We start from the raw sequence: 23,558 nt of genomic DNA, 5'->3' as shown, positions 1-23,558 counted from the left end.
CTAAAAAGAACATGGTAGCTTGACTCTTTGATTGTACTCTCATAAACCATAAATAATAAATTACAAACTATCCACTGCGGTTGGATTTTGAGATTCTAAGTTATGTTTACGGGTTAAAAAGTAAAAGACACTGACTAAAACAATGAGTCCGCCTATCATTTGCATGCCCGTTAGGCGTTCCCCTAATATGATGAACGCTAAGGCACTTGCTCCAACTGGTTCTCCTAAAATACTCATAGATATCGTAGTTGTATTGACATAGTTCAACAGCCAGTTATTGATGACGTGGGATATAGTTGGTACAATTGCAAGAAGAAGAAAGATTCCCCATTCTTTAAATTCATACCCTGCTAGATTTACGCCCGTTCCAATATTGTATAAGGTTAGGAAGATTCCAGCAAAGGTAAAAACTAAGAAACTATAAATCCAGTGTGATACCTTTTTGACAACGCTTTGACCTATTAATAAATAAATGACAACAGCGATTACACTTAAGAAAGATAAAATATCCCCGATGATAGCTCCTGTACTTAAAGCAAAATCTCCCCAACCAATCATAACAACACCAATCACTGCGATGCCCATCGTTAATAAGGATTGAATATTTGTTCTCTCTTTATAAAGAATAAAACCACCAATAACAGCAACAATTGGTTGTAGTGCAAGAATAATCGTAGAACTTGCCACTGTGGTTAATTTTAACGAACCAAACCATAAGGCAAAGTGGAGACCTAAAAAAGCTCCGGAAACAAGGAGAAGGTTCCAGTCCCTTTTTGTTATTTTTTTAAATTCATTTCTCTTTTTCCAAACGATTGGTAATAAAAATAATGCAGCAATCCACATCCGATACATACTTGAAATGGTAGCGGGGGATTCAGACCATTTTACGAAGATCGCCGAAAAGGAAATAGCGATAATGGAAATGGTTAACGGCAACCCAATCGATTTCGGACTTTTGCCTTGAGCCAAAAAAACTCCCTCCCGATTCCTTTATAGTAATCAATATTTCTAAATTATATCGGAGGGAGAAAGGGGATGCAATAGATTCCTATGGCACTTATGCTCGAATCCATTTCCAAATTTCTTTAACGGAAGCATTTTTTCCATATAGTAGAATACCAACTTTAAAGATTTTCCCTGCAAGCTTCATAAATAAGACTATACTTACTAATAAAATCGCTAAAGCTATTATTATTTCTAGCCAAGGCCAATGATCAAGTAATACAAGTCTTAAAAGTAATACTCCTGGCGATGTAAAAGGAATATAGGTACCAACTTGTGCCCATAGACCACTAGGATCACCTAGAACAGGCCCTATAAATATAAAAGTAGCAAAAGGTAACATCATGACAAATCCTTGGAAGTTCCCTGCAGTTGAAATATCCGCCATTGTTGCTCCAACCCCAACAAATATTGCAGCAAAGAGTAGATATCCTAATATAGCAATAAAGAGGTATAAAGCAAGTTCAGGTACAAATAAGTACTCCATAAATGGGAAATCAATTTTCCAAATTGCTGCTGGAAGTAAAATAGCAATCGATACAACCGTTTGAATAAGACCTAAAACAAAGTAACCGATGATTTTCCCATTCATTAGTTCTCCTGGAGTTAATGAAGATAAGATAATTTCTGCAATTTTATCCTTTTTCTCCTGTGAAGCGCTTTGGAAAATAGCCATTCCAGTAAATACAATAGATAGCATAACAAATCCAGCAAAAATACCTGGAATGATCTTCTCAAGTGGAGGGCCAGAGCTTTCTTCCGAGTTATTTTCTGTACCAGAATCCCTATCACCTGATACGACCTTTTCAAACGAAATATTGCTTGAAATCATGACTAACTGTTCATCTGTTAATCCCAAATTTTCTAATTGAATTGATTTTAAAGGAGTTTCAAAAACTTGGATTTGATCCATGAAATATGGATTTATTTCTTCACTTGTATAAACGGGTACTATTCCTTGTTCTAGTGCACGCTGATCTATAAAAATATAGGCTGTATTTTCACTGCCTATAAGAGCATCTTGGGCATCACCTTCAGAAATATCAGTTTTCTTTAATTCTAAATTTAAAGCTGTTTGATTTATTGTTTCTTCTAAGCTATCATACGTATTTAGTTGATCATTTACTAATACTGTAACTTGCTCAGTAGTTAAATCCTCTGAGTCATCATTGAATAAACTGCCAATAAACATAAAGGCAACAATGAGAATAGGGGTGAGAAATAATCCAATAAGGAAGGTTTTATTTTTCATATTTCGCTTGATTTCCCATTTAGCAACTTTCATTGAATTACGCAAGAACTTCACTTCCTTCCTTCATTAAGTTTTTGTCAGTGGCAATATCAATAAAAATTTCGTGAAGGGAAATCCGATTGATATTTAATTCATGAATATTTATTTTATCGGGGAGTTGTTTTAACCAGTTCCCAGGATCAACATCTTTTTCAAGGTAAAGAATGGAGGATTCTCCCTTATCTTCTACTCTAACTACTTCCGGGATGTTCTCTAATTCATGGCGATTGTTTAATCCCCTTATCGTACATTTGAAGTTAGCATACTCTGTTTTTACATCATTTAATGTACCGTATATCACTTTCTGACCACGCTGAATCATGAAGAGGCGGTCACACATTTCTTCAACTAAATTCATTTGATGTGAGGATAAAAGGATAGCGGTCCCATTATCTGCTAAACTTCTAATCTCTTCTTTAAATAATTCTTGACTAACTGGATCCAGTCCGGAGAAAGGTTCATCCAATATGAGGAGCTCAGGTTCATGGATAATGGAGGAAATGAATTGGACTTTCTGACCCATTCCTTTCGATAATTCCTCAACAGATATCTTTTCCTTTCCTTCTAGATCAAACTTTTTTAAATACATGAGTGCTCGTTCTTTGGCTTTATGTAGTGGGTAGTCTTTTAGATCGGCTAAATAAAGTAAAATATCCATGACATTGACATTTTTATAAAGTCCGCGTTCTTCTGGTAAATATCCGATTTTTTCTCTTGGAATCCCTTTTCCGTTATGTTGATGAAATGTAACGGATCCCTTATCAGGATACATAATTCCCATAATGTTTCGTATCGTTGTAGATTTGCCTGCACCATTTGGACCGAGGATTGCCATAATTTCCCCTTTCCGTACTTCGAATGAAATGCCTTTTAAAACCTTTTTATCTTTAAATGACTTCTCAAGGCCTTCAACCGTTAACATAACTTCCATGTCATTTCATCCTTTCTTTTTGGCTTGATGCTTTGTAGTACGAAAGGAAAAGTGGATAGGTTTCAAAAAGTATCAAAATTATTGTTCATACTTTGTTCAAAACATTGTGACCTAATTGTGAAATAGTGAGCAAACACATTTCCAAAAGTAATGAATGATTGTATGATGAAAATGTAATAAGAAACACACAATATATTGTGAAACATTGAACAATAAAATAAAGGAGTGGATCAACATGATTATGGAATTCATTCGCAATAATAAAATAGTAGCAGCGATTTTAACGGTATTAAGAGTTTATATTGGATATACATGGATAACGGCGGGAATTGGTAAATTAACAAGTGGCGGATTTGATGCAAGTGGTTTTTTACAAGGCGCGATAGCTAGTGCGGGTGGAGAGCATCCAGCAGTCCAAGGTTGGTGGGCGACATTCTTAGAAGTGGTAGCACTACCAAATGCGGAACTATTTAGTTTCTTAGTTATGTGGGGCGAGGTATTAGTTGGTACAGCACTCATCTTAGGTATTTTCACTAACTTCGCAGCATTAATGGGTATCACGATGAACTTCGCATTTTTATTCAGTGGAACAGTAAGCACAAATGCACAAATGGTATTAATCACCGTATTCTTAATCGTAGCAGGATTCAACGCAGGACGTTACGGTTTAGATAGATGGGTTATTCCATTCATAAAAGACCACACTCCATTTGGAAAAAACAAAGTCAAAAAAGAAGAAGTTGTAGTTGTATAATAAGAACTAGCCCTGTAAAAAGGGGCTAGTTCTTTTGGTATAAATATATTGAAAAGTGAATTTACTCCCATTCTGTTTAAAAAAATGCTTCATGGCAAAAATGGTATTAAAAATAGATGGAGGATTTTGCCATGAAGCGTTTTATTTTACTAATGTTTCTTACATCAACCGTACTAATGGCTTGTAATCAGACAACACAAGATAAGGAAGAAAACCAGAATTCACAAGAACCAGAACATCAAGAAGTAAATTCAACGGTTAATAAAAATGTCCTTGTTGACCTGAAAAATAGTGATGGGGAAGTGGTTGCTAACGCATCGCTTGTGGAGTCAGAATCCGGTGGAGTAAATATTTCGATTAAAGGGGAAAATTTACCTCCTGGTGGGCATGGGTTTCATATTCACGAAAATGGATCATGTATTGCTCCGACATTCGAATCTGCGGGAGCGCACTTTAATCCAACAGGTAAAAAGCATGGACTTGAAAACCCAGAAGGTCCACATGCGGGTGATTTAAAGAATATCAATGTAGGAGCAAATGGTAAGCTTTCTATAGAGGCGTTGGCAGATATGGTCACCTTGGAAAAAGAGAAGAAAAACTCCTTACTTAAAGAAGGTGGCACATCTTTGGTCATTCATTCGGATCCAGATGATTATGTTTCCCAGCCAGCAGGAAATGCGGGAGATAGAATTGCGTGTGGAGTAATTGAATAAACAGCGCTACTTTTAAAGTAAAGTTAATCACAGAACCATTCCATAGCAGAGCAATTCGTAAAAGAATTTGCTTCTGCTATTTATACTTTATAATGAATAACGACAAATTGAGTATTGAAAGGGTATTTTGTAGGTCTCACGGCCATTTGAGGTGTGTAGAGTAGCGGATTTGTCCGTGACAAGAGATCTCACGGCCATTAGAAGTACAAAGAGTAGTAAATTTGTCCGTGACGAGAGTTCCCACGGCCATTTGAGGTGCAAAGAGTAGTGGATTTGTTCGTGATAAGAGTTCTCACGGCCGTTTGAAGTACAAAGAATATGAAATTTGTCCGTGATGAGGGGTCTCACGGCCATTTGGAGCACAAAGAGTAGTGGATTTGTCCGTGATAAGAGTTCTCACGGCCATTTGAAGCACAAAGAGTAAGAAATTTGTCCGTGACAAGAGATCTCACGGCCGTTTGAGGTGTAAAGAGTAGTAAATTTGTCCGTGACAGGGGTTCTCACGGCCATTTGAGGTGAAAGAGTAGTAAATTTGTCCGTGACAAGAGATCTCACGGCCATTTGAAGCGCAAAGAAGGGAAATTTTGTCCGTGACAAGAATCTTTTACTTTTTAACTCACAAAATCGCCGACATTTTAGATGTGGAATAGTAATTGAAATATCCGTTTTAAATCTTAGGGTGTATTGCTCCCGAATAGGGTACCTGTTAATTATCAAGCAGTGCAATTTTAATTTATAACAAATTATTCTGAATACCTGGACTTTATTGTAAATACAAAATTGTGTATAATGATGATGGGTATCTAATATATACAAAAACAGAATATAGTTAAAGACAGTTCATTTTCTCTAGTGGCAGATAGAAGAAATCAAATCTTCTATCTGTATAATTGTGGCTAAAGTATTCGCAAAAACCTTATAGCAACCGCTTGAGTCTCTCGAGGAAATGAACTTTCCGTCTTTAGAGAGGGTGGCATGTATGGAACCTTTATCGAAGGGATTGGAATTAAAAGAGGAGGGTAAAATTTGGACACGTGACTTTTTATTAGTCTGCATGGCCAATTTTTTTGTTTTTTTAGGATTCCAAATGACGTTACCTACCATTCCGTTATTTGTGAAGGAACTTGGTGGGGGTGACCAGTTAGTAGGAATAATTGTTGGGATCTTCACATTTTCTGCTTTATTAATCCGTCCGTATGCTGGTCATATTCTGGAATCAAAAGGTAGAGGTTTTGTATATTTACTAGGGTTAATTATCTTTGTTTTCTCTGTTGGCGGATTTGCTTTTGCTCTCAGCATGCTCGTGTTAATTATTCTTCGTATTATCCAAGGTGTTGGTTGGGGGTTTTCTACAACTGCAGGTGGTACAGTTGCGACAGACCTTATTCCTCCTAATCGGCGCGGGGAGGGTCTAGGCTATTTTGGATTGTCTGGAAATATAGCTTTAGCCTTTGGGCCATCCTTAGGCTTAACCCTTGTCGGAGTAATATCCTTTACACAGTTATTTTTATTATGTGGAGCATTCGGGTTGGTTGCATTATTATTAGCATCTAAAATTCATTATAAAAAAGTTGAAGTATCCGAACATAAAACGACTACGATAAAATTTGATATTTTTGAGAAAACAGCAATCCAACCTTCTATTCTCCTGTTTTTCATCACCTTTTCATTCGGTGGTATTACTACATTTTTACCCTTACATTCCTTTGAAAATGGGGTGAAGGGAATTGAACTTTATTTTCTCTTTTTTGCTATTTTTCTAATGGCCTCAAGGACGTTTGCAGGGAAACTCTATGATAAAAAAGGGCATTTTTATGTATTTCTACCAGGAACATTCCTTATTTTTTTAGCAATGCTTTTATTAGCATGGCTTCCAAACACGATGGTGCTTTTAATTGCTGCTTCCCTATATGGATTAGGGTTTGGTGGTGTTCAACCAGCCCTCCAAGCATGGGCAGTTGAAAAGGCGAATAATAGGAGGAGGGGAATGGCGAACGCTACATTTTTCTCTTTCTTTGATTTAGGGGTTGGCTGTGGTGCCATTATTTTCGGTGTAATTGCAATATTTGGTTACGAAGTGATCTATATAACATCTGCTTTTTCTGTCATTTTATCTATGGTTTTATATGTTTATCTTTATAGAAAGGCAAGAAAAAAAGTATAAAGAAGGCTTCCATCAGTGGGGGTTCCTTCATCCCCCACCTACCTCCTTTTTCCCAGCAAGCTTGAGGTGGGAATCTTACTGCACGTTTAGGTTGGATAAAAAAATATTGAAAAGTTGATAGCGTACTCGTCTATACTAGCTAACAGGTATAATCCTAACTAGATTCCCCAATCCTGGTAATAATAGGATTTTAGGTTGGAAAAGTTTCAAAAAACATTGGACTCGTATAAAATAAAGGTAATGATGTCAGTTTAGAAGGTAGGTTACTAATGTTTTGAAAAGACTTAGTGATATTAATCTCCAAAAGTTATTTCCATCTGTCATTTACAGGCGGGGGCTACAATATTATAAAGAGAATAAAGTAAGTGACCTCTTATATGATATTAATTATCAAGTTTGGACGGCAGTTGTTCATGGGTCTGAGGATTACTTTGTTGAAATAGATATGAAAGAAATGGACAAAGGCTTCGTTCATACGTATTGTGATTGTCCAGCATTCGATACATTTGGATCGTGTAAACATATTGTTGCAACTTTATTAACGATTGCTAATAAAGAAAAAGGTAATTCGAATCCTACAAAAAATTATGATTATCAATTAACTGGACGGTTTATGGAGAGAATTACTTCGGTTACCCATTCTAATGCATACTCAGAAATAGTAACCGGAAAAATACCAATGCATGTAGAATACATTTGTAAATGGTCCTATGATAATCAAATTTTAATTGAATTAAAGGCGGGTATTAATCATCGTTATGTGGTGAAGGATGCATACGAATTTATCTCCGATGCTTTAGAGAATCGAGAGCACTTTTTCACGAAGAAATTCACATATAGTTCGGATACACATTATTTTCATGACCAAGATCTAGAAATTTTTGAAATGCTACAATCCATTCGTAAGAACGAGGAAATCTATGAAGGATTCCGGTTCTATCATTATCAAGGAAATATGAATGATTTACGAAATATCGTCATTCCACCATTTCTATTTAAGACCCTTCTGGAGAAATTATATCAACGAGACTTTAAAGTAGAATCTGGAAATGAAGTATATACGAATATAAGTATTGAAGAAGAGGCATTACCTTTTGAATTTTCCTTAACAAAAAATACTCATGACGATTTAATGTTAACAATGGAAGATGTGAAAGGTGCAATTTACTTCCGCTCTTATGAAGTGTTATTTGCTCAAGGGACATTTTACTTTCCTAAAAAGGAACAAATACCGATTGTACAAGAAATGATTGGATTTGGAATGGAAGATTTAAAACTACCGATTACGAAGGAACAAGCAGATACATTTGTATCGGAAGTATTACCATCCCTAAAAAAGGTTGGAAAGGTAGAAACATCAGAAAAAGTCCGTTCTGAAATTATTCAATATCCTTTAAAAGCAAAAATGTATTTAGAGATGAATGACGATGTGATCACGGGTAAATTGGAATATCATTATGGTGAGCACATGATTGATCCGTTTAATGGACGAAAACAAGGCGATGTTATCATCATTCGTGATGTGGAAAAAGAACAAGATATTATGCAACTTATTGAGCATGCTAATTTTCATTATAATGGGAAGGAACTATATATCCATACGGCGGATGAAGAGGATATGTATGATTTCCTTTATTATGTGATGCCACTTTTAGACCAAAATGTGGAATTGTTCTTAACATCGTCTATTCGCGACATGCTAATGGAGACAGACCCAATCCCTAGTACAAATGTCAGGTTAGAGTCATCCTCGAATTTATTAGAAATTGGTTTTGACATCGGTGGAGTGGACAATTCAGAGATTAATAAGATTTTAGACGCTGTGATTGAAAAGAAACGCTATTATAAATTACCTGATGGAGCGCTACTTTCTCTAGAAGGTGACAAGTTTACTTCTATTAAGCAACTTTTAGAGGATATGGATATTGGGAAACAAGATATCCATAACGGGAATATCCAAGTACCTGTTTATCGGGGAATGCAATTAGATGAATTAATCCAAACCGATAAGAGATACGATTCTTCTTATCGTAAATTATTACATCATCTAAAATCTCCTGAAGAACAGGTTTATGACTTACCAGAAAACCTCCATGCTACATTAAGGGAATATCAACTAACTGGGTTTCAATGGTTTAAATCAATAAGTCATTATCACCTTGGAGGTATTCTTGCTGATGATATGGGACTAGGAAAGACCTTACAAAGTATTGCTTATATAGCTTCTGAACCAGTGGTTGAAGGTCCACACCTAATTGTTGCCCCGTCTTCCGTAGTCTATAATTGGAAAAATGAGTTTGAAAAATTTGTCCCAGATTTGAATGTTGCTATTATGACGGGGACACCCGGGGAGCGGAAGGAAAAGATTAAAGAGTTAAAGGGAATGGATGTTTGGATTACTTCCTATGCTACGATAAGACAAGATATTGAACTTTATCGTGAAATGACGTTTCAAACACTGATTTTGGACGAAGCGCAATATATTAAAAATTACGCAACGAAAACATCAAAAGCAATACGTGAGGTTCGGGCAACTAGAAAATTTGCTCTAAGTGGAACCCCGATTGAAAACTCAATTGACGAATTATGGGCTATCTTTCAGGTTATTCTACCGGGATTAATGCCTAATCAACGGAATTTTAAGCAATTATCCAATGAAAAGATCGCTATGATTACAAGACCGTTCATTCTTCGTCGCTTGAAGAAAGATGTATTAAAGGAATTACCTGATAAGATTGAATCGGTTCATGTCTCCGAGTTAACCAAAGATCAGAAAGAATTATATGTTGGTTATTTAAGGCAAGTTCAGCAAGAAGCTGCTCAAACAATAAAAAAAAGTGGTTTTAATCAGAACCGCATGAAGATATTGGCGGGACTGACAAGGTTAAGACAAATCTGTTGTCATCCATCCATGTTTATTGAAAACTATGAAGGACAATCGGGGAAATTAGAACAACTGATGGAGACGGTAAAAACAACTATTTCGAATGGGAGTAGAATGTTAATCTTTTCGCAATTCACGAGTATGCATGAAATCATTATGGAAAGATTGGATCAAGAAGATATTGATTATTTCTATTTAAGTGGCCAAACCCATGCGAAAGACAGAGTAGAAATGAGTGAACGTTTTAATAACGGAGAAAAGAGTATTTTCCTAATCTCCTTAAAAGCTGGTGGTACGGGATTAAATCTTACGGGAGCGGATACGGTTATTCTATATGATTTGTGGTGGAATCCTGCTGTAGAAGATCAAGCGACTGGTCGAGCTCATCGATTTGGACAAAAAAATGTCGTGCAGGTAATAAGGCTTGTTACGGAAGGTACGATTGAGGAAAAGATTTATGAATTACAACAGAAGAAACGTGAATTAATCGACCAAGTCATTCAACCAGGTGAGACGATGTTATCCAGTCTAAGCGAAGATGACGTTCGGGAATTGTTAAGCATATAAGAAAAGCGTAAGCCCCTTACAGTCTAAGAACACGATGTCCTGTACTCGCACCTCCTATGCTTCGTAGCGACGAACGGAAATGGAAACAGTCTCGCTACAGTTAAATTTCAAAGGCCAGATTCTTTAGGAATCTGGCCTTTAGCTTATTGATTTAAGGTAAATAGTTTTCTCGGTCTTCCTTTTTGGTATGGGCGTTCTTCTCCTGACACGCGGATAACGTCACCACTTAATAGTTTATTAACTGTTCTTTCTGCGCTCCTTTTTGTCACTTTATAATAATTAGCAATATCATTGGAGGAGAATGGTTCATTATTTCGCGTACGGATAAAGTCAATAAAATTATAGGATAGTTCGTTATTTAATCGAGCTTTATGAATAAGCGCGTGATATAGTTTGGATGCATCGAATTCCTTTTTAACCCCAATCGGCCCAATCACTTCTTGCCTTTCATTTACGATATAGCATTTGCTGTCATCTGCTCCATTGCATGTTTCAAGAGCAATCTTCGCATTGATACTAGATTGCTTGGCAGTTAGCCCTAGTCCATACCCAATATTCATAGGTACTTTAAGATCGTTTTTAATTTCTCTAAGTAAAGGAAAATCACGATAATGATTGGTTAAATGGTGTATTAGTGCTTTTGTACCGAAAAGAATAATTTCATGATCATTGACCTGATAGAAGGATACATCGGTTTTTTTACTAAACTTCTCAAGAATCACTGATAATTTTTCCATTACTTCTTTTAATTTCTGTTTAGAAATCGTATTTGGATCTTTAATTTGAATATGCCCACTTACAACTTGTGCACCGATGTTTGAATCGAATCGAATGATAGATTTTGCTTGTTCTAACACCTTTTTTAAGTTAGCTTCCGGAGTTACCATGGAGTGAACTGGTATATTCATTATTCTTAATTTGTCGACAACACTTTTAACCGAAGTAATAACATAATCAATCTTTCCTTCCGACCAAAGCTTGGAATGATAGTCAACGATGGAATCAACGGAAGGATCTGTTTTTAGCCCGTAATCATAGATATAGATTTCATTATTGTTAATCTTTAAATCGCGAAGAACTTCTTTCACTACATTTTCGTTATCGATATCAATGGAGAAACGATTTAGAGAATATCCAGAATTCCTTTGCAAGAATAGATTTATAAGAGTCATATGCTCATCATGTTGTACAAAAACGGTAGGTAACCGCTTTCTTTTAATTCTGTCTTTTACATATAAAGAGGAGAGAGCTTCGGTAAAAATGTAAACACCACACATGAAAGCCCTTTCAATTAATTCGGCTGTTTCACTTTCGTTCCTATATGTAAATGGGACAAGTTCAATTGTATTCTCTCTATTGGCAATCTCGCTTAATTTTACAATGGATTCTTCTCTTCCAAATACAGCAGCTTTTACGTTCATAGCATTTATTACTCCTTTTCTAACTATATAATAGATATACTATGATGGAAGAATTCGTAAGTTGTAGAATAGCTATTAAAATTATTATTTAACATCTTGTAAAAGTGATAGGTACTATCACAGATAATGAACTAATAATCCATTGTTATTATCATATTGAATCTTCATAATATTGTCAAGAAGGTACCTTCATATAAACTATAAATGATTTGGAAATTGTAAATTCCAAACAGTACATAAATGGGGAATTATTTGACAATTATAATTGGAGTATAATAGAATAAGGTTGGTAAGTTTTATAAAAATAAAAGGGGGATTGTTTTTATGAAAAAGAAAACACTCTTGTCAGTTGCCATGCTTTTAGTACTGGCATTATTTTTAGCTGCATGTGGTGGTGGCAGTAATGATAGCGCTTCAACAACTGACGCGGGATCTGATTCAGGAAATGATGAAGCGGCAGAAAAGCCAAAATTCTTAAGTATGCTTACTGGTGGTACTAGTGGTACATATTATCCACTAGGTGGAGAAATGGCGAAAATCATTACAGATGAAACAGGAATTCAAACAGACGCTGTATCTTCAAATGCTTCTGCAGATAATGTGATTTCTCTACAAGAAGGGGAAGCAGAACTTGCATTTGTACAAACTGACGTTATTGCAAATGCGGTTGAGGGGATAAACGCATTTGATGGGAAACCAGTTGATAATGTACTAGCATTAGGATCATTGTATCCGGAAACTATTCAAATTGTTACGAATGCTAACTCAGGTATAGAATCAGTAGAAGATTTAAAAGGTAAAACTGTTTCTGTTGGTGCGCCGGGATCCGGAACTTATATTAATGCAGAACAAATCTTAGAAATTCACGGATTAACAATGGATGATATTAAAGCTCAAAACCTAGACTTCGGTGAGTCTACTGGTGGAATTCAAGATGGAAATATTGATGCGGCATTTATTACAGCTGGAACTCCTACTGGTGCTGTAGAAGGTTTAGGGGCTACTACAGACGTTAGTATCGTTCCTATTGCACAAGAAAAAATAGATGAATTGGTGGAAAAATACCCATATTATGCAGCAGATACAATTACTGAAGGAACATATGGACTTGAAGAGGATGTAAATACAGTAGCTGTACTTGCTATGCTAGCGGTTACCGATTCTCTTTCTGAGGATGTAGTGTATGACATTACAAAAGCTCTTTATGAGAATGTAGATCAAATTTCTCACTCTAAAGGTGAGTTTATTAAGAAAGAATCCGCTTTAGATGGTATTGATGTTGACTTACATCCAGGTGCTGAGAAGTACTTTAAAGAAGCGGGATTACTTGAGTAATATAAATTAGTTAAATGGCCGGCTGTCAATCCTATTGTTGATATAGGTGTTTGCTGCCGGCATTCTTTTACTATAATCCGTTTCGTTCCTCTATACATATTCAGGAATCGAATAGGTGGACAGTCTAATGAAATATAAAAGATTACTTCTTTCCTTCGTAATGCTATTAATTTTAATCATTGCTTTGTTTATTCCCTTTCGAACGGCATTAGTGTTTTATAAAGAAAACACACCTAATATCGAAGCCTTTTTGCCTATTAAAAAAGGAGATACTTTCCAAATAATCTTTAAACATTCTATTCACTTAACAGATGTCGTTGAAAAATATAAAGTAACTAAAGACTTAGAAATAAAACAGTATGAGTTTGTGTATGAAGAATTTGGAATCGGGATGCCATCTAATGCTGAAGAAGGGGAGACCTTTGTATACGAAGATGGAAAGTATCATATAAAGAATATGGATAATGTATTCCCGGAAATAAAAGTACGTAATGGAAAAACTGTATCCGAAAACCGCCTTGTTTGGGGTACGAAAGATAATGAAGACCAACATATGGTTTGGTTCAATGATTACTTTGAGCCTGGGGCTTGGTTTACGATTAAAGTAAAAAGTATTTCACTATGGGAAATGATGGGGGGAGTGGAGATTCATGAGTGAACAAAAGGAAAATCAGCAATTAACAGAGGAAGAACAACAGAAATTGCTCGAAAAGTATGATGTGGAATCAAACACAAGGAAACTGACTGGAGCTGCGGGTTGGATCGTATTCATCGGATTAATTGCATTTTCACTATTCCAACTCTATACTGGTGCATTCGGAGTATTCACAGCTTATATTCAACGAACGATTCACTTAGGTTTTGCTTTATCACTTATCTATTTTCTATTCCCGGCTAAGCGTGGAATGAAAAAAGATAGAGTTATTTGGTATGATTGGATTTTAATTGTTTTATCTATCATTGTTACAGGTTATTGGCCTGTCTTTTACGATAAGCTAGTACAACAAGTAGGTGGTATTGATAATGCCGAAATGATTATCGGCGGTATAGCTATATTACTCGTTCTTGAAGCTACAAGACGTGCAGTAGGTCTTCCAATAACGATTATTGCAATTATATTTCTCCTTTATGCTTATTTTGGACCGTATATGCCAGGAATGCTAGCGCATAGAGGACTTGATCTAGGTCAATTAATTAATACGATGTTCTTTACAACAGAGGGTATCTTAGGTACACCGTTACAAGTATCTTCCACATACATCTTTTTATTCTTGCTATTTGGTGCATTCCTTGTCCAAAGCGGTGTAGGATTATATTTTAATGATTTAGCTATTGCAATAGCTGGGCGTCGTGTTGGTGGTCCTGCAAAGGTAGCTATTTTCTCAAGTGCATTAAATGGAACGATTTCTGGAAGTTCCGTTGCAAATACGGTAACAACTGGATCCTATACGATTCCAATGATGAAACGTTTAGGATATAAACCAAACTTTGCTGGTGCAGTAGAAGCCGCAGCCTCTACTGGTGGGCAAATTATGCCGCCAATTATGGGGGCAGCTGCATTTTTAATGATTGAATTTGCTGGTGTTCCTTATTGGGATATTGCAAAGGCGGCAGCGATTCCCGCCATCCTTTACTTTGCAGGAATATGGATTATGACCCACTTTGAAGCAAAGAGATTGGGCTTAACGGGACTTTCCAAAGAGGAAATGCCAGATAGAAAAGAAGTATGGAAGAAGGTTTATTTATTAGTACCAATCTTCGCTATCGTATATTTCTTATTTGCTGGCTTTAGTATTGAAAGAACAGCAATTTATGGGATCCTATTTACCATTGCTGTAAGTATGTTTAGTAAAGATACAAATATGTTCTTACATGAAGGTAAATTCACGTTTGGCAAGATTATTACTGCGCTCACGGATGGCGCACGTACAGCTTTAGGTGTTGCAGCTGCAACAGCTTGTGCGGGTATTATTGTTGGTGTTGTAACTAAAACCGGATTAGGTTTGAAACTTGGGAATGGTTTAGTTGATCTTGCAGGTACACTTGCAAATTCAGTTGAGGTCCAGTTAATGTTAACCTTAGTGTTCACGATGATCACATCCATAATTATAGGAATGGGTTCACCTACAACCGCTAACTATATCATTACTTCAACCATTGCTCTACCTGCTATTATTGCATTAAACGACCAATTACCCGTCATGATTCCTATTTTAGCTGCACATATGTTTGTGTTCTTTTTCGGTATTGTAGCAGATATAACACCTCCTGTTGCTTTAGCTGCATTTGCTGCAACGGGAATATCTGGTGGAGAGCCAATACGAACAGCTCTAAATGCATCGAAGCTTGCGATTGCAGCATATATTATTCCATATATGTTTATATTAAATCCAGTCCTATTGATGATCGATGCAACCGCTGGGGCAGTAATCATATCATTAATCACCGCAATCATCGGTATGATTGCAATTGGTGCCGGGTTAATTGGGTACTGGTACCGTAAACTACACTGGGTTGAGAGAATCATTGCGGTTATTGCAGGATTGATGTTAATCTATCCAGAAGGGTATTCAGATTTTATAGGCTTTGGAATATTTGTTGTCTTAGTGGCAATTCAATTTATGACAAAAAATAAGGATAACGATAAGGAAAAAATGGTAAGTGCTTAATATGCATTAGAAAAATCGGCATTGATTTTAAAATGCCGAGTTTTTCTCTTTTTGGCGAGAGACTATTACGTATTTTTGATATAGTAGTAATAACAAATAGATTCGTAGTGTCCTATATATAAAAGAAAGAGGCTTTTAGAATGAAAAAGCAGTATGATTTTACACAAGGAAATATTTTAAAGCAACTCATTGGTTTCTCTGGTCCCATTCTAATTGCCAACTTATTGCAAACGTCCTACCAATTTGTTGATAGTCTGTGGGTTGGGAATTTACTTGGAGCTAATGCTTTAGGTGCTGTAGCGGTTTCCGGTACGATTATATTTACAGTTCTTTCTTTTATTATTGGATTAAACAATGCAGCATTAACGATTCTTTCTCAGCAAAAAGGTCGTGATAATGAAGAAGGATTGGTAAGTTATTTAAATGCATTTGTAGTCATTATAACTGCCATGGCATTAGTCTTAGGTATATTGGGTTTTATTTTTACGGATGGGCTATTGTCTCTATTAGGTACACCTGAAGTAATGATGGAAGAGGCTAATCGTTATTTACGTATAAATTTTCTAGGGATTTTATTTCTGTTTGGATACAACTTCATTAGTACGGTACTTCGTGCTATAGGGGATAGTAAAACCCCAATGTACTTTGTGACGATTGCGGTGTTACTGAATGTCGTATTGGACCCATTGTTCATCTCTGTTTTTAATTGGGGTGTGGATGGTGCAGCGATTGCAACTATCACATCTCAAGGATTTGCCTTTCTTATTGGGCTTGTTTATGTCTTAAAAAGAAAGCTCGCGCCATTTACCTTACCAAAATTACCTTCCTGGAAAGAGGCACGGTTGATCTTCCATTTAGGTATTCCATCTGGATTACAAATGGCCGTCATATCCGCCGGGTCTGCTGCTATTATGAGTGTCGTAACAACATTTGGTTCCGGTGTAGTTGCTGGATTTAGTGCCGCACAAAGACTTGATAGTTTACTGTTACTTCCGGCTCACGCATTAAGTGCAGCGGTAACGAGTATGGCTGGACAAAATATTGGAATGAAGAATTGGGATAGGGTAAGTAAAATAGCTAAATATAGTGTTTTGTATAACTTTGCCATTATGTTATTTGTTGGAGTTCTTGTTTTATTTTTTGCGGAATTTGGGATGAAATTATTTATACGTGATGATACGGCAGTACAATTTGGGGAAATGTACTTACAGATTATTGCATTATGTTATCCGTTCTTGGGAATTAATTTCGTTTTAAATGGAATTGTACGTGCTGCTGGTGCGATGTATCAAGTGTTAGTATTAAATATAATTTCCTTTTGGATTTTGCGGTTCCCCTTAACAGCCTTTTTATCTAAACTGTTTGGAGAAATAGGTATTGCGCTTGGTATGGGATCGAGTTTTCTAATAAGTAGTGTATTTGCTTTTATGTACTTCCGTTACGGAAAATGGCGGAAAAAGGAATTGTTTGAAACGAGTAAATAATCACACACCTGTACACAAATTGTTGATAACTTATCAATTATTGTGCATAAGTAAGTATAGCTGTGGATAAATAGTGTTTTAGTAGAAAAGAAGAAGGAAATGTGAAAGTATGAAACGTAATAAAAAGACGAAGCAATCAATCGGTAAAGTATTTTTCATCTGCGTTGTGTTATTTGGCGTCATGAGCTTTGTTTCTATTCTATCGAAGAATGATGTGGCTAACTTTACTAATCCACAGGAAAGTTATCCACAAATAACAAAAGAAGTTCAAGACTATCGTCCACTTGTGGAAAAGTATGCAAAAGAGTATGGTGTAACCCCGTATATAGATGTTTTACTAGCCATCATGATGCAAGAATCTGGCGGAAGGGGTAATGATCCTATGCAATCTTCTGAAAGCTACTGCGGAAAGGTAGGTTGCATAAAGGACCCTGAACAATCTATTAAACAAGGAGTCTATTACTTTTCCGAAGTATTAGACGATGCTAAAGGGGATCTAGAATTAGCTGTTCAGTCCTATAATTTTGGCAGAGGTTTTATAAATTATGTCTTAGAAGAAACGGGAAGTTACTCAGAAGAGATAGCCATTGATTTTTCTCAAAAAATGTACGAAAATGCTTCTGATAAATCTATTTATTCATGTTTGAGGGAAGAAGCAAAGCAATACAATGCTTGTTATGGGGATATTTATTATGTTCAATCTGTTATGGAATATAAGGAAGGGCTAGATTTGGAATAAGGAATGAGAAACTGGTAGTATAAATATATATAGCTATTACTAAAAGGAGGATGAAAAAATGGTAAAAGAAATACATACAGAAAATGCACCAGCAGCAATTGGGCCATATTCACAAGCGATTCAAGCAGGGGATTTTGTTTATGTGTCTGGACAGATTCCTATAAATCCTGAAACTGGTGAAGTAGTGGAAGGAATTGAAAAACAAACAGAACAAGTATTAAAAAATTTAAAAGCTATTCTAGAAGAAGCTGGGGTAGGTTTTTCACAAGTAGTGAAATTCACCATTTTTGTAGCAAATATGGATCACTTTGCGAAAGTGAATGAAATTTATGGCAGTTTTTTAGAAAAGCCATATCCAGCACGAGCAACAGTTGAGGTCAGTCGTTTACCTAAAGATGTTTTGGTAGAAATGGATGTCATAGCCTACACTAAATAACTTATAGAGGGGATTTGAAGCATGGATAATTTCAAGTACTATAATCCAACAAAATTAATTTTCGGAAAAGGACAACTAGATACTTTACCAAAAGAAGTGGAGAGATATGGGAAGAAGGTTTTGTTAGTTTATGGTGGAGGAAGCATTAAACGTAATGGTATTTACGATAATGTTTTAGAGAAATTATCAGAAATCAATGCAGAAGTATTTGAACTCTCAGGAGTAGAGCCAAATCCACGAATCACTACCGTTCGAAAAGGTGTAGAAATCTGTAAAAATGAAGGAATTGAGTTTATTTTAGCGGTTGGTGGAGGTAGTACAATTGATTGCACGAAAGCTATTGCAGTAGGTGCGAAAACCGATGTGGATATGTGGGATATTGTAACGAAAAAGGCCCGTGCTAAGGATGCATTACCTTTTGGTACCATTTTAACAATAGCTGCAACAGGTTCTGAGATGAATGCTGGTTCCGTCATTACGAATTGGGAGACAAATGAAAAACATGGATGGAATGCCATTCCATACACGTTTCCGAAGTTTTCTATTTTGGACCCAGAACATACGATGTCGGTTCCCCGTGACCAAACAATCTATGGAATAGTAGATATGATGTCACATGTACTAGAGCATTATTTCCATCAAACGCCAAATACACCAATACAAGATCGATTTTGTGAAGGTATCCTTACAACAGTTATAGAAACGGCGCCAAAGCTCTTAGAGAATCTAGATAGTTATGAACATCGAGAAACGATTCTTTTAGCTGGTACATTAGCATTAAACAATATGTTAAATATGGGGTATGCAGGTGATTGGGCAACACATAACCTAGAGCATGCCGTATCAGCTGTGCACGATATACCGCATGGCGGAGGACTAGCCATTCTTTTCCCTCACTGGATGAGACATGTTTTAGATGATGAAAATGTACATCGCTTTAAACAATTGGCTGAAAATGTATTTCATGTTGACCCATCAAACAAAACGGATAAACAAGTGGCATTAGAAGGAATTGATAGACTAAGCGAATTTTGGAAGAGTATCGGTGCACCATCTAGACTAGCGGATTATGATATCGACGAAACTTCTATTGAGCTAATGGCGGAAAAAACGGTAGTTTCCCGTCCTCAATTTGGTAACTTTAAAAAGTTAACGAAGCAAGATTCCATTGAAATCTTTAAAGCAAGTTTATAACTTGTGGAACAAAGTTCGACAAATATTTCCCAGGTAATAAAAGGAAGTACAGTTTTTATAGCTGTGCTTCCTTTTTATATTTAAATGTTTACTTATTAACTATACGATGGAAACATAGGTTATGTACGGGTGGCTGGTGCAATTAAATGAAAATTCCCTTAATTTTCAAAGCAACATTACTATTTATTATTTGTAATATTAATAGACAAAACTAGTGCAAATGTATCAAAAATATTACAAATGATACAAAATACAAGACACTCGTAATGTTTGTCATAAACTCTTAATTGTACTGTTACTGTTTTCTCTATGAAGCTATGATAGGATTAATCTAGACTTAAAAGGAGGAATCCAAATGAGAAAGTTAGTAGCAGGATTTTTTGCTGGATTTATGATGTTAACAGCAACTGTAACAACCGTATCAGCGGAGGAATACGAAGTTCAAACAGGGGATAGTCTCTGGGAAATAGCAAATGAAAATAATACATCAGTTGATGATTTAATAGATTTAAATGATTTAAAAACAACAGTTATTCATCCGAAACAAATTCTATTATTAAATGAAACATATGTAGTAGAAAGCGGAGATTCTTTAACTAGTATTGCCAATCAATATGGTGTAACGGTAGACGATTTAAAAGATTGGAATAATCTAAAGTCTGATACTATTATTGAAGGTCAAGAACTTCATATTAAAGAATTATCTAATAAAAATATCGCAAAAGAAGAGCCGAATAAAGTTCAAAAAGAAGAAGTAAAAGCAGATAATGAAGTACAAAAAGAAGAAAACGAAGAACAAAAAGCAGATAACGAAGTAAAACAAGAAGAAAAACCAGTACAAGCTGATGTTTCTGATGATAAGCCAGAAGGAAAAACAATAACGGTAAAAGCAACTGCATATACTGCTGATTGTGAAGGTTGTTCAGGTGTTACATATACTGGTATGGATTTGAATAGCAATCCAGATGCAAAAGTAATTGCCGTAGACCCAGATGTTATCCCATTAGGATCAAAAGTTTATGTAGAGGGTTATGGAGAAGCAGTAGCAGCTGATATTGGAAGTGCCATTAAAGGTAATCGAATTGATGTATTTATTCCAAATGTAGATAAAGCCAAAGAGTGGGGAACACGTACTCTTGACATAACAATTTTATAAGATGATAAAAAGAAGGAATACCTGGCAGGATAGTGGTATTCCTTCTTTAAATTTTCCACGGGGTTTGTGATTAAAATAGATTTCTATTAAAAGTGAACTTCCGTAGACACCCCGTTATCCTCGATGATCTCTGTTGGTTCGTCTGTTGACTTCATAACCCCAAACGTTCCGACTGACAATATAACTAATACAAACAGTCCCAATAAAACCTTACGCATTCTAGTTGCCCTCCATCAAATGTACTACATGTATTATAATAGAAATGAAGGGAATTAACCACAGGGAAATCTTTCATATTCTAAAATATAAACAAGTAATCTCATAGTTTCTACTTTTACCCCACCTAAACGGGTAGTAAGACCCACCTCAAGCTTCTGGGGAAATAAAGAAGGTAGGTGAGTGATCAACTGCCTGTAAAGATCCTAACCATCAGTAAGGGATGAAGGAACCCCCCACTTATGGAAGTCTTCTTTATCCTAGATTTCTAATAAATTTCTTCCAATGACGAAAACGTAAGCAGTGTCATGAATATGATGTTAATAAGGGGGCAATACAATGGCAAATCATTTATTAAGGTTATTTTTAGAAAGTAATTTGGCGAATCTGAAGAAAAATGGACTCTATAATGAAATCGATACGGTTTATGGAGCGAACGGCCCAATGATAACCATTGGCAATAAAAGTTTCATTAACCTATCATCTAATAATTATTTAGGACTTGCAACGGATCCAAGATTAAAAAAGGTTGCTCAGGAAGCTATAGGTTCCCACGGGGTTGGATCTGGAGCTGTACGTACAATCAATGGGACACTGGATCTTCATGATAAATTAGAAAATAAATTAGCTGAATTTAAAGGGACAGAAGCGGCAATTGCTTATCAATCGGGATTTAATTGTAATATGGCGGCCATTTCCGCTGTAATGGATAAGCGTGATGTTATTTTTTCTGATGCTTTAAATCATGCATCAATCATTGACGGATGCCGACTATCAAAGGCAACGATTATCCGGTATGAGCATTCGGACATGGATGACTTAAGGAAAAAGGCGAAACAAGCAATTTCTTTAGGAAAATACGAGAAAATGATGATTATTACAGATGGTGTCTTTTCTATGGATGGAGATATAGCGAAACTTCCTGATATTGTGGATATTGCCGAAGAATTAAATTTAATTACCTATGTAGATGATGCACATGGGTCTGGTGTTACAGGCAACGGCTATGGAACAGTGAAGCAATTTGGATTAGAGGAAAAGATAGACTTTCAAATTGGAACACTATCAAAGGCGATTGGGGTAGTAGGTGGATACGTTGCTGGAAAAAAGGTCTTAATTGATTGGTTGAAAGCACGCTCCCGACCGTTTCTGTTTTCAACAGCTTTATCCCCAGCAGATATAGCGGCTAGCATAAAGGCGATTGAATTATTAATGGACTCTAAGGAATTGAATCAAGCGCTTTGGGAAAATGGTAATTATTTAAAACATGGGCTCGTAAAGTTAGGTTTTAACATAGGCAAAAGTGAAACGCCGATTACACCTTGTATAATCGGTGATGAAAAGGTGACACAACTATTTAGTAACCGACTGTATGATGAAGGTGTTTATGCTAAATCAATCGTCTTCCCTACCGTACCAAAGGGAACAGGGCGAATCCGGAACATGCCAACTGCCGCACATACGAAGGAAATGCTTGATCGAACCCTAGCAGCATATGAAAAGGTCGGAAGGGAAATGGGGTTGATTTAAAAAAGCTTGTAAAGAAGGAGGTTCCAATATGAAGCGTATCTTAGTTACTGGTGCACTCGGTCAAATCGGCTCCTTACTTGTAGAACAACTACGAACGATTTATGGTATTTCTAGTGTCATTGCAGCCGATATTCGAAATTCTTTGATGGCGCAAGAGGAAGGACCATTTGAAAAAATGGATGTAACGGAAGGTAAGGAGTTTTCGGCTATAGCGAAAAGGCATAACGTGGATACAATCATCCATTTAGCTTCTATACTATCAGCAAAGGCAGAATTCATACCATTAGAAGCATGGAGAACCAATATGACAGGTTTGCTCAATGGATTAGAAATAGCTCGAGAAATGGATCTTCAATTTTTTACTCCAAGCTCTATTGCGGCATTTGGCCACTCCACTCCAAAAGAAAACACACCTCAACTTACCATTCAACGGCCGATAACCATGTATGGTATTAATAAAACAGCAGGGGAATTACTATGTGATTATTATTTTAAAAAGTATGGGATGGATACAAGAGGAATTCGCTTCCCAGGGATCATTTCACATAATGAACCAGGGGGAGGGACGACAGATTATGCAGTAGAAATATATCATGCTGCATTAGAAAGAGGTGCATATACATCTTATCTTAAAAAGGATACGACGCTAGACATGATGTATATACCAGATGCATTAGATGCCATTATACAACTAATGGAAACGGACTCTAATAAACTAAAGAATCGAAATGCCTACAATATCTCCTCATTTGCCGCAGCACCAAAGGATTTTGCACAAGCAATCCGTAAACATATTCCCCATTTTCAACTTGATTATAAAATAGACCCAATCCGGCAAAAAATAGCTGATAGCTGGCCAAATCAATTAGACTGTACTGCAGCAAAAAGGGAATGGGGATTCCAACCCAAATTTGACCTAGAAAAAACGACGGAGGATATGTTTCGAAAAATTAAGGGGAAATAGAGAGGTTGCTCCTTGTATGACTAAAGGTGTACGACCTGCAGATATCTGATATCTGAGAAGTAGTACTGATATCTGAAAAGTAGTACTGATATCTGAGAAGTAGTACTG

The 23,558-nt window shown here is 36.2% G+C and carries 19 protein-coding genes; 14 read left to right on the top strand and 5 right to left on the bottom strand.

What is annotated here, in order from left to right:
- Positions 1–60: 60 nt before the first annotated feature.
- The 3 genes from KM885_RS07525 to KM885_RS07515 all read right to left on the bottom strand — a co-directional run bounded on the left by KM885_RS07525 (position 61) and on the right by KM885_RS07515 (position 3,224).
- A complete protein-coding gene (locus tag KM885_RS07525) occupies positions 61–969 on the bottom strand; it encodes a DMT family transporter (RefSeq protein WP_047185153.1) in 909 nt (302 codons plus the stop codon).
- Positions 970–1,057: 88 nt separating this feature from the next.
- On the bottom strand, positions 1,058–2,308 hold the full coding sequence (locus tag KM885_RS07520) for an ABC transporter permease (protein WP_338113672.1): 1,251 nt from the start codon (positions 2,306–2,308) through the stop codon (positions 1,058–1,060).
- Complete coding sequence (locus KM885_RS07515) at positions 2,292–3,224, bottom strand: ABC transporter ATP-binding protein (RefSeq protein WP_047185151.1); 933 nt, start codon at positions 3,222–3,224, stop codon at positions 2,292–2,294. The genes KM885_RS07520 and KM885_RS07515 overlap by 17 nt, the downstream gene beginning before the upstream one ends.
- Before the next feature lie 235 nt (positions 3,225–3,459).
- Here KM885_RS07515 and KM885_RS07510 point away from each other — a divergent pair, with 235 nt between their 5' ends.
- The 4 genes from KM885_RS07510 to KM885_RS07495 all read left to right on the top strand — a co-directional run bounded on the left by KM885_RS07510 (position 3,460) and on the right by KM885_RS07495 (position 10,306).
- Positions 3,460–3,978 carry a DoxX family protein gene (locus KM885_RS07510; RefSeq protein ID WP_216883742.1) on the top strand — a complete coding sequence of 173 codons (519 nt, stop codon included), beginning with the start codon at positions 3,460–3,462 and terminating at the stop codon, positions 3,976–3,978.
- 131 nt (positions 3,979–4,109) lie between these two features.
- Positions 4,110–4,691 carry a superoxide dismutase family protein gene (locus tag KM885_RS07505; protein ID WP_216883741.1) on the top strand — a complete coding sequence of 194 codons (582 nt, stop codon included), beginning with the start codon at positions 4,110–4,112 and terminating at the stop codon, positions 4,689–4,691.
- Between the two features lie 979 nt (positions 4,692–5,670).
- On the top strand, positions 5,671–6,855 hold the full coding sequence (locus tag KM885_RS07500; protein WP_216883740.1) for an MFS transporter: 1,185 nt from the start codon (positions 5,671–5,673) through the stop codon (positions 6,853–6,855).
- A 274-nt stretch (positions 6,856–7,129) separates the two neighbouring features.
- Entirely contained in the window at positions 7,130–10,306 is a 3,177-nt protein-coding gene (locus KM885_RS07495; RefSeq protein WP_216883739.1) for a DEAD/DEAH box helicase, read from the top strand.
- A 143-nt stretch (positions 10,307–10,449) separates the two neighbouring features.
- On the opposite strand, the gene KM885_RS07490 is transcribed toward KM885_RS07495, so the two are convergent.
- On the bottom strand, positions 10,450–11,727 hold the full coding sequence (locus tag KM885_RS07490) for a hypothetical protein (protein ID WP_216883738.1): 1,278 nt from the start codon (positions 11,725–11,727) through the stop codon (positions 10,450–10,452).
- Positions 11,728–12,051: 324 nt separating this feature from the next.
- Between KM885_RS07490 and KM885_RS07485 the strand changes: the two genes are divergently transcribed.
- The 8 genes from KM885_RS07485 (at position 12,052) to KM885_RS07450 (ending at position 20,740) form a co-directional block, all read left to right on the top strand.
- The gene (locus KM885_RS07485; protein ID WP_047185145.1) at positions 12,052–13,062 is read left to right on the top strand and encodes a TAXI family TRAP transporter solute-binding subunit; all 1,011 of its coding nucleotides are present in this window, start codon (positions 12,052–12,054) and stop codon (positions 13,060–13,062) included.
- A 127-nt stretch (positions 13,063–13,189) separates the two neighbouring features.
- Entirely contained in the window at positions 13,190–13,720 is a 531-nt protein-coding gene (locus KM885_RS07480; protein ID WP_060668628.1) for a DUF1850 domain-containing protein, read from the top strand.
- Positions 13,713–15,731 (top strand): TRAP transporter permease, encoded by a 2,019-nt coding sequence (locus KM885_RS07475; RefSeq protein ID WP_216883737.1) that lies wholly within the window; start codon positions 13,713–13,715, stop codon positions 15,729–15,731. The genes KM885_RS07480 and KM885_RS07475 overlap by 8 nt, the downstream gene beginning before the upstream one ends.
- A 140-nt stretch (positions 15,732–15,871) precedes the next feature.
- Positions 15,872–17,215, top strand: a complete 1,344-nt coding sequence (locus KM885_RS07470) for an MATE family efflux transporter (RefSeq protein WP_204798373.1) — start codon at positions 15,872–15,874, stop codon at positions 17,213–17,215.
- Positions 17,216–17,324: 109 nt separating this feature from the next.
- Positions 17,325–17,954: a lysozyme family protein gene (locus tag KM885_RS07465; protein WP_047185141.1), complete on the top strand. Its 630-nt coding sequence runs from the start codon at positions 17,325–17,327 to the stop codon at positions 17,952–17,954.
- Positions 17,955–18,012: 58 nt separating this feature from the next.
- Entirely contained in the window at positions 18,013–18,390 is a 378-nt protein-coding gene (locus KM885_RS07460; RefSeq protein WP_047185140.1) for a RidA family protein, read from the top strand.
- Positions 18,391–18,411: 21 nt separating this feature from the next.
- Complete coding sequence (locus KM885_RS07455) at positions 18,412–19,584, top strand: iron-containing alcohol dehydrogenase (protein ID WP_047185139.1); 1,173 nt, start codon at positions 18,412–18,414, stop codon at positions 19,582–19,584.
- Between the two features lie 355 nt (positions 19,585–19,939).
- Positions 19,940–20,740: a LysM peptidoglycan-binding and 3D domain-containing protein gene (locus KM885_RS07450; RefSeq protein WP_047185138.1), complete on the top strand. Its 801-nt coding sequence runs from the start codon at positions 19,940–19,942 to the stop codon at positions 20,738–20,740.
- Positions 20,741–20,826: 86 nt separating this feature from the next.
- Here KM885_RS07450 and KM885_RS18080 read toward each other — a convergent pair whose 3' ends face one another.
- Positions 20,827–20,958, bottom strand: a complete 132-nt coding sequence (locus tag KM885_RS18080; RefSeq protein WP_276516063.1) for a hypothetical protein — start codon at positions 20,956–20,958, stop codon at positions 20,827–20,829.
- A 337-nt stretch (positions 20,959–21,295) separates the two neighbouring features.
- Between KM885_RS18080 and KM885_RS07445 the strand changes: the two genes are divergently transcribed.
- A complete protein-coding gene (locus tag KM885_RS07445) occupies positions 21,296–22,486 on the top strand; it encodes a glycine C-acetyltransferase (protein ID WP_047185137.1) in 1,191 nt (396 codons plus the stop codon).
- Positions 22,487–22,514: 28 nt separating this feature from the next.
- Positions 22,515–23,450 (top strand): NAD-dependent epimerase/dehydratase family protein, encoded by a 936-nt coding sequence (locus KM885_RS07440; RefSeq protein ID WP_047185136.1) that lies wholly within the window; start codon positions 22,515–22,517, stop codon positions 23,448–23,450.
- The last annotated feature ends 108 nt before the right edge of the window (positions 23,451–23,558 follow it).

The organism is Oceanobacillus caeni (assembly GCF_019037185.1).
GTDB lineage: Bacteria > Bacillota > Bacilli > Bacillales > Amphibacillaceae > Oceanobacillus > Oceanobacillus caeni.
This window is presented reverse-complemented; position numbering and strand designations above follow the sequence as displayed.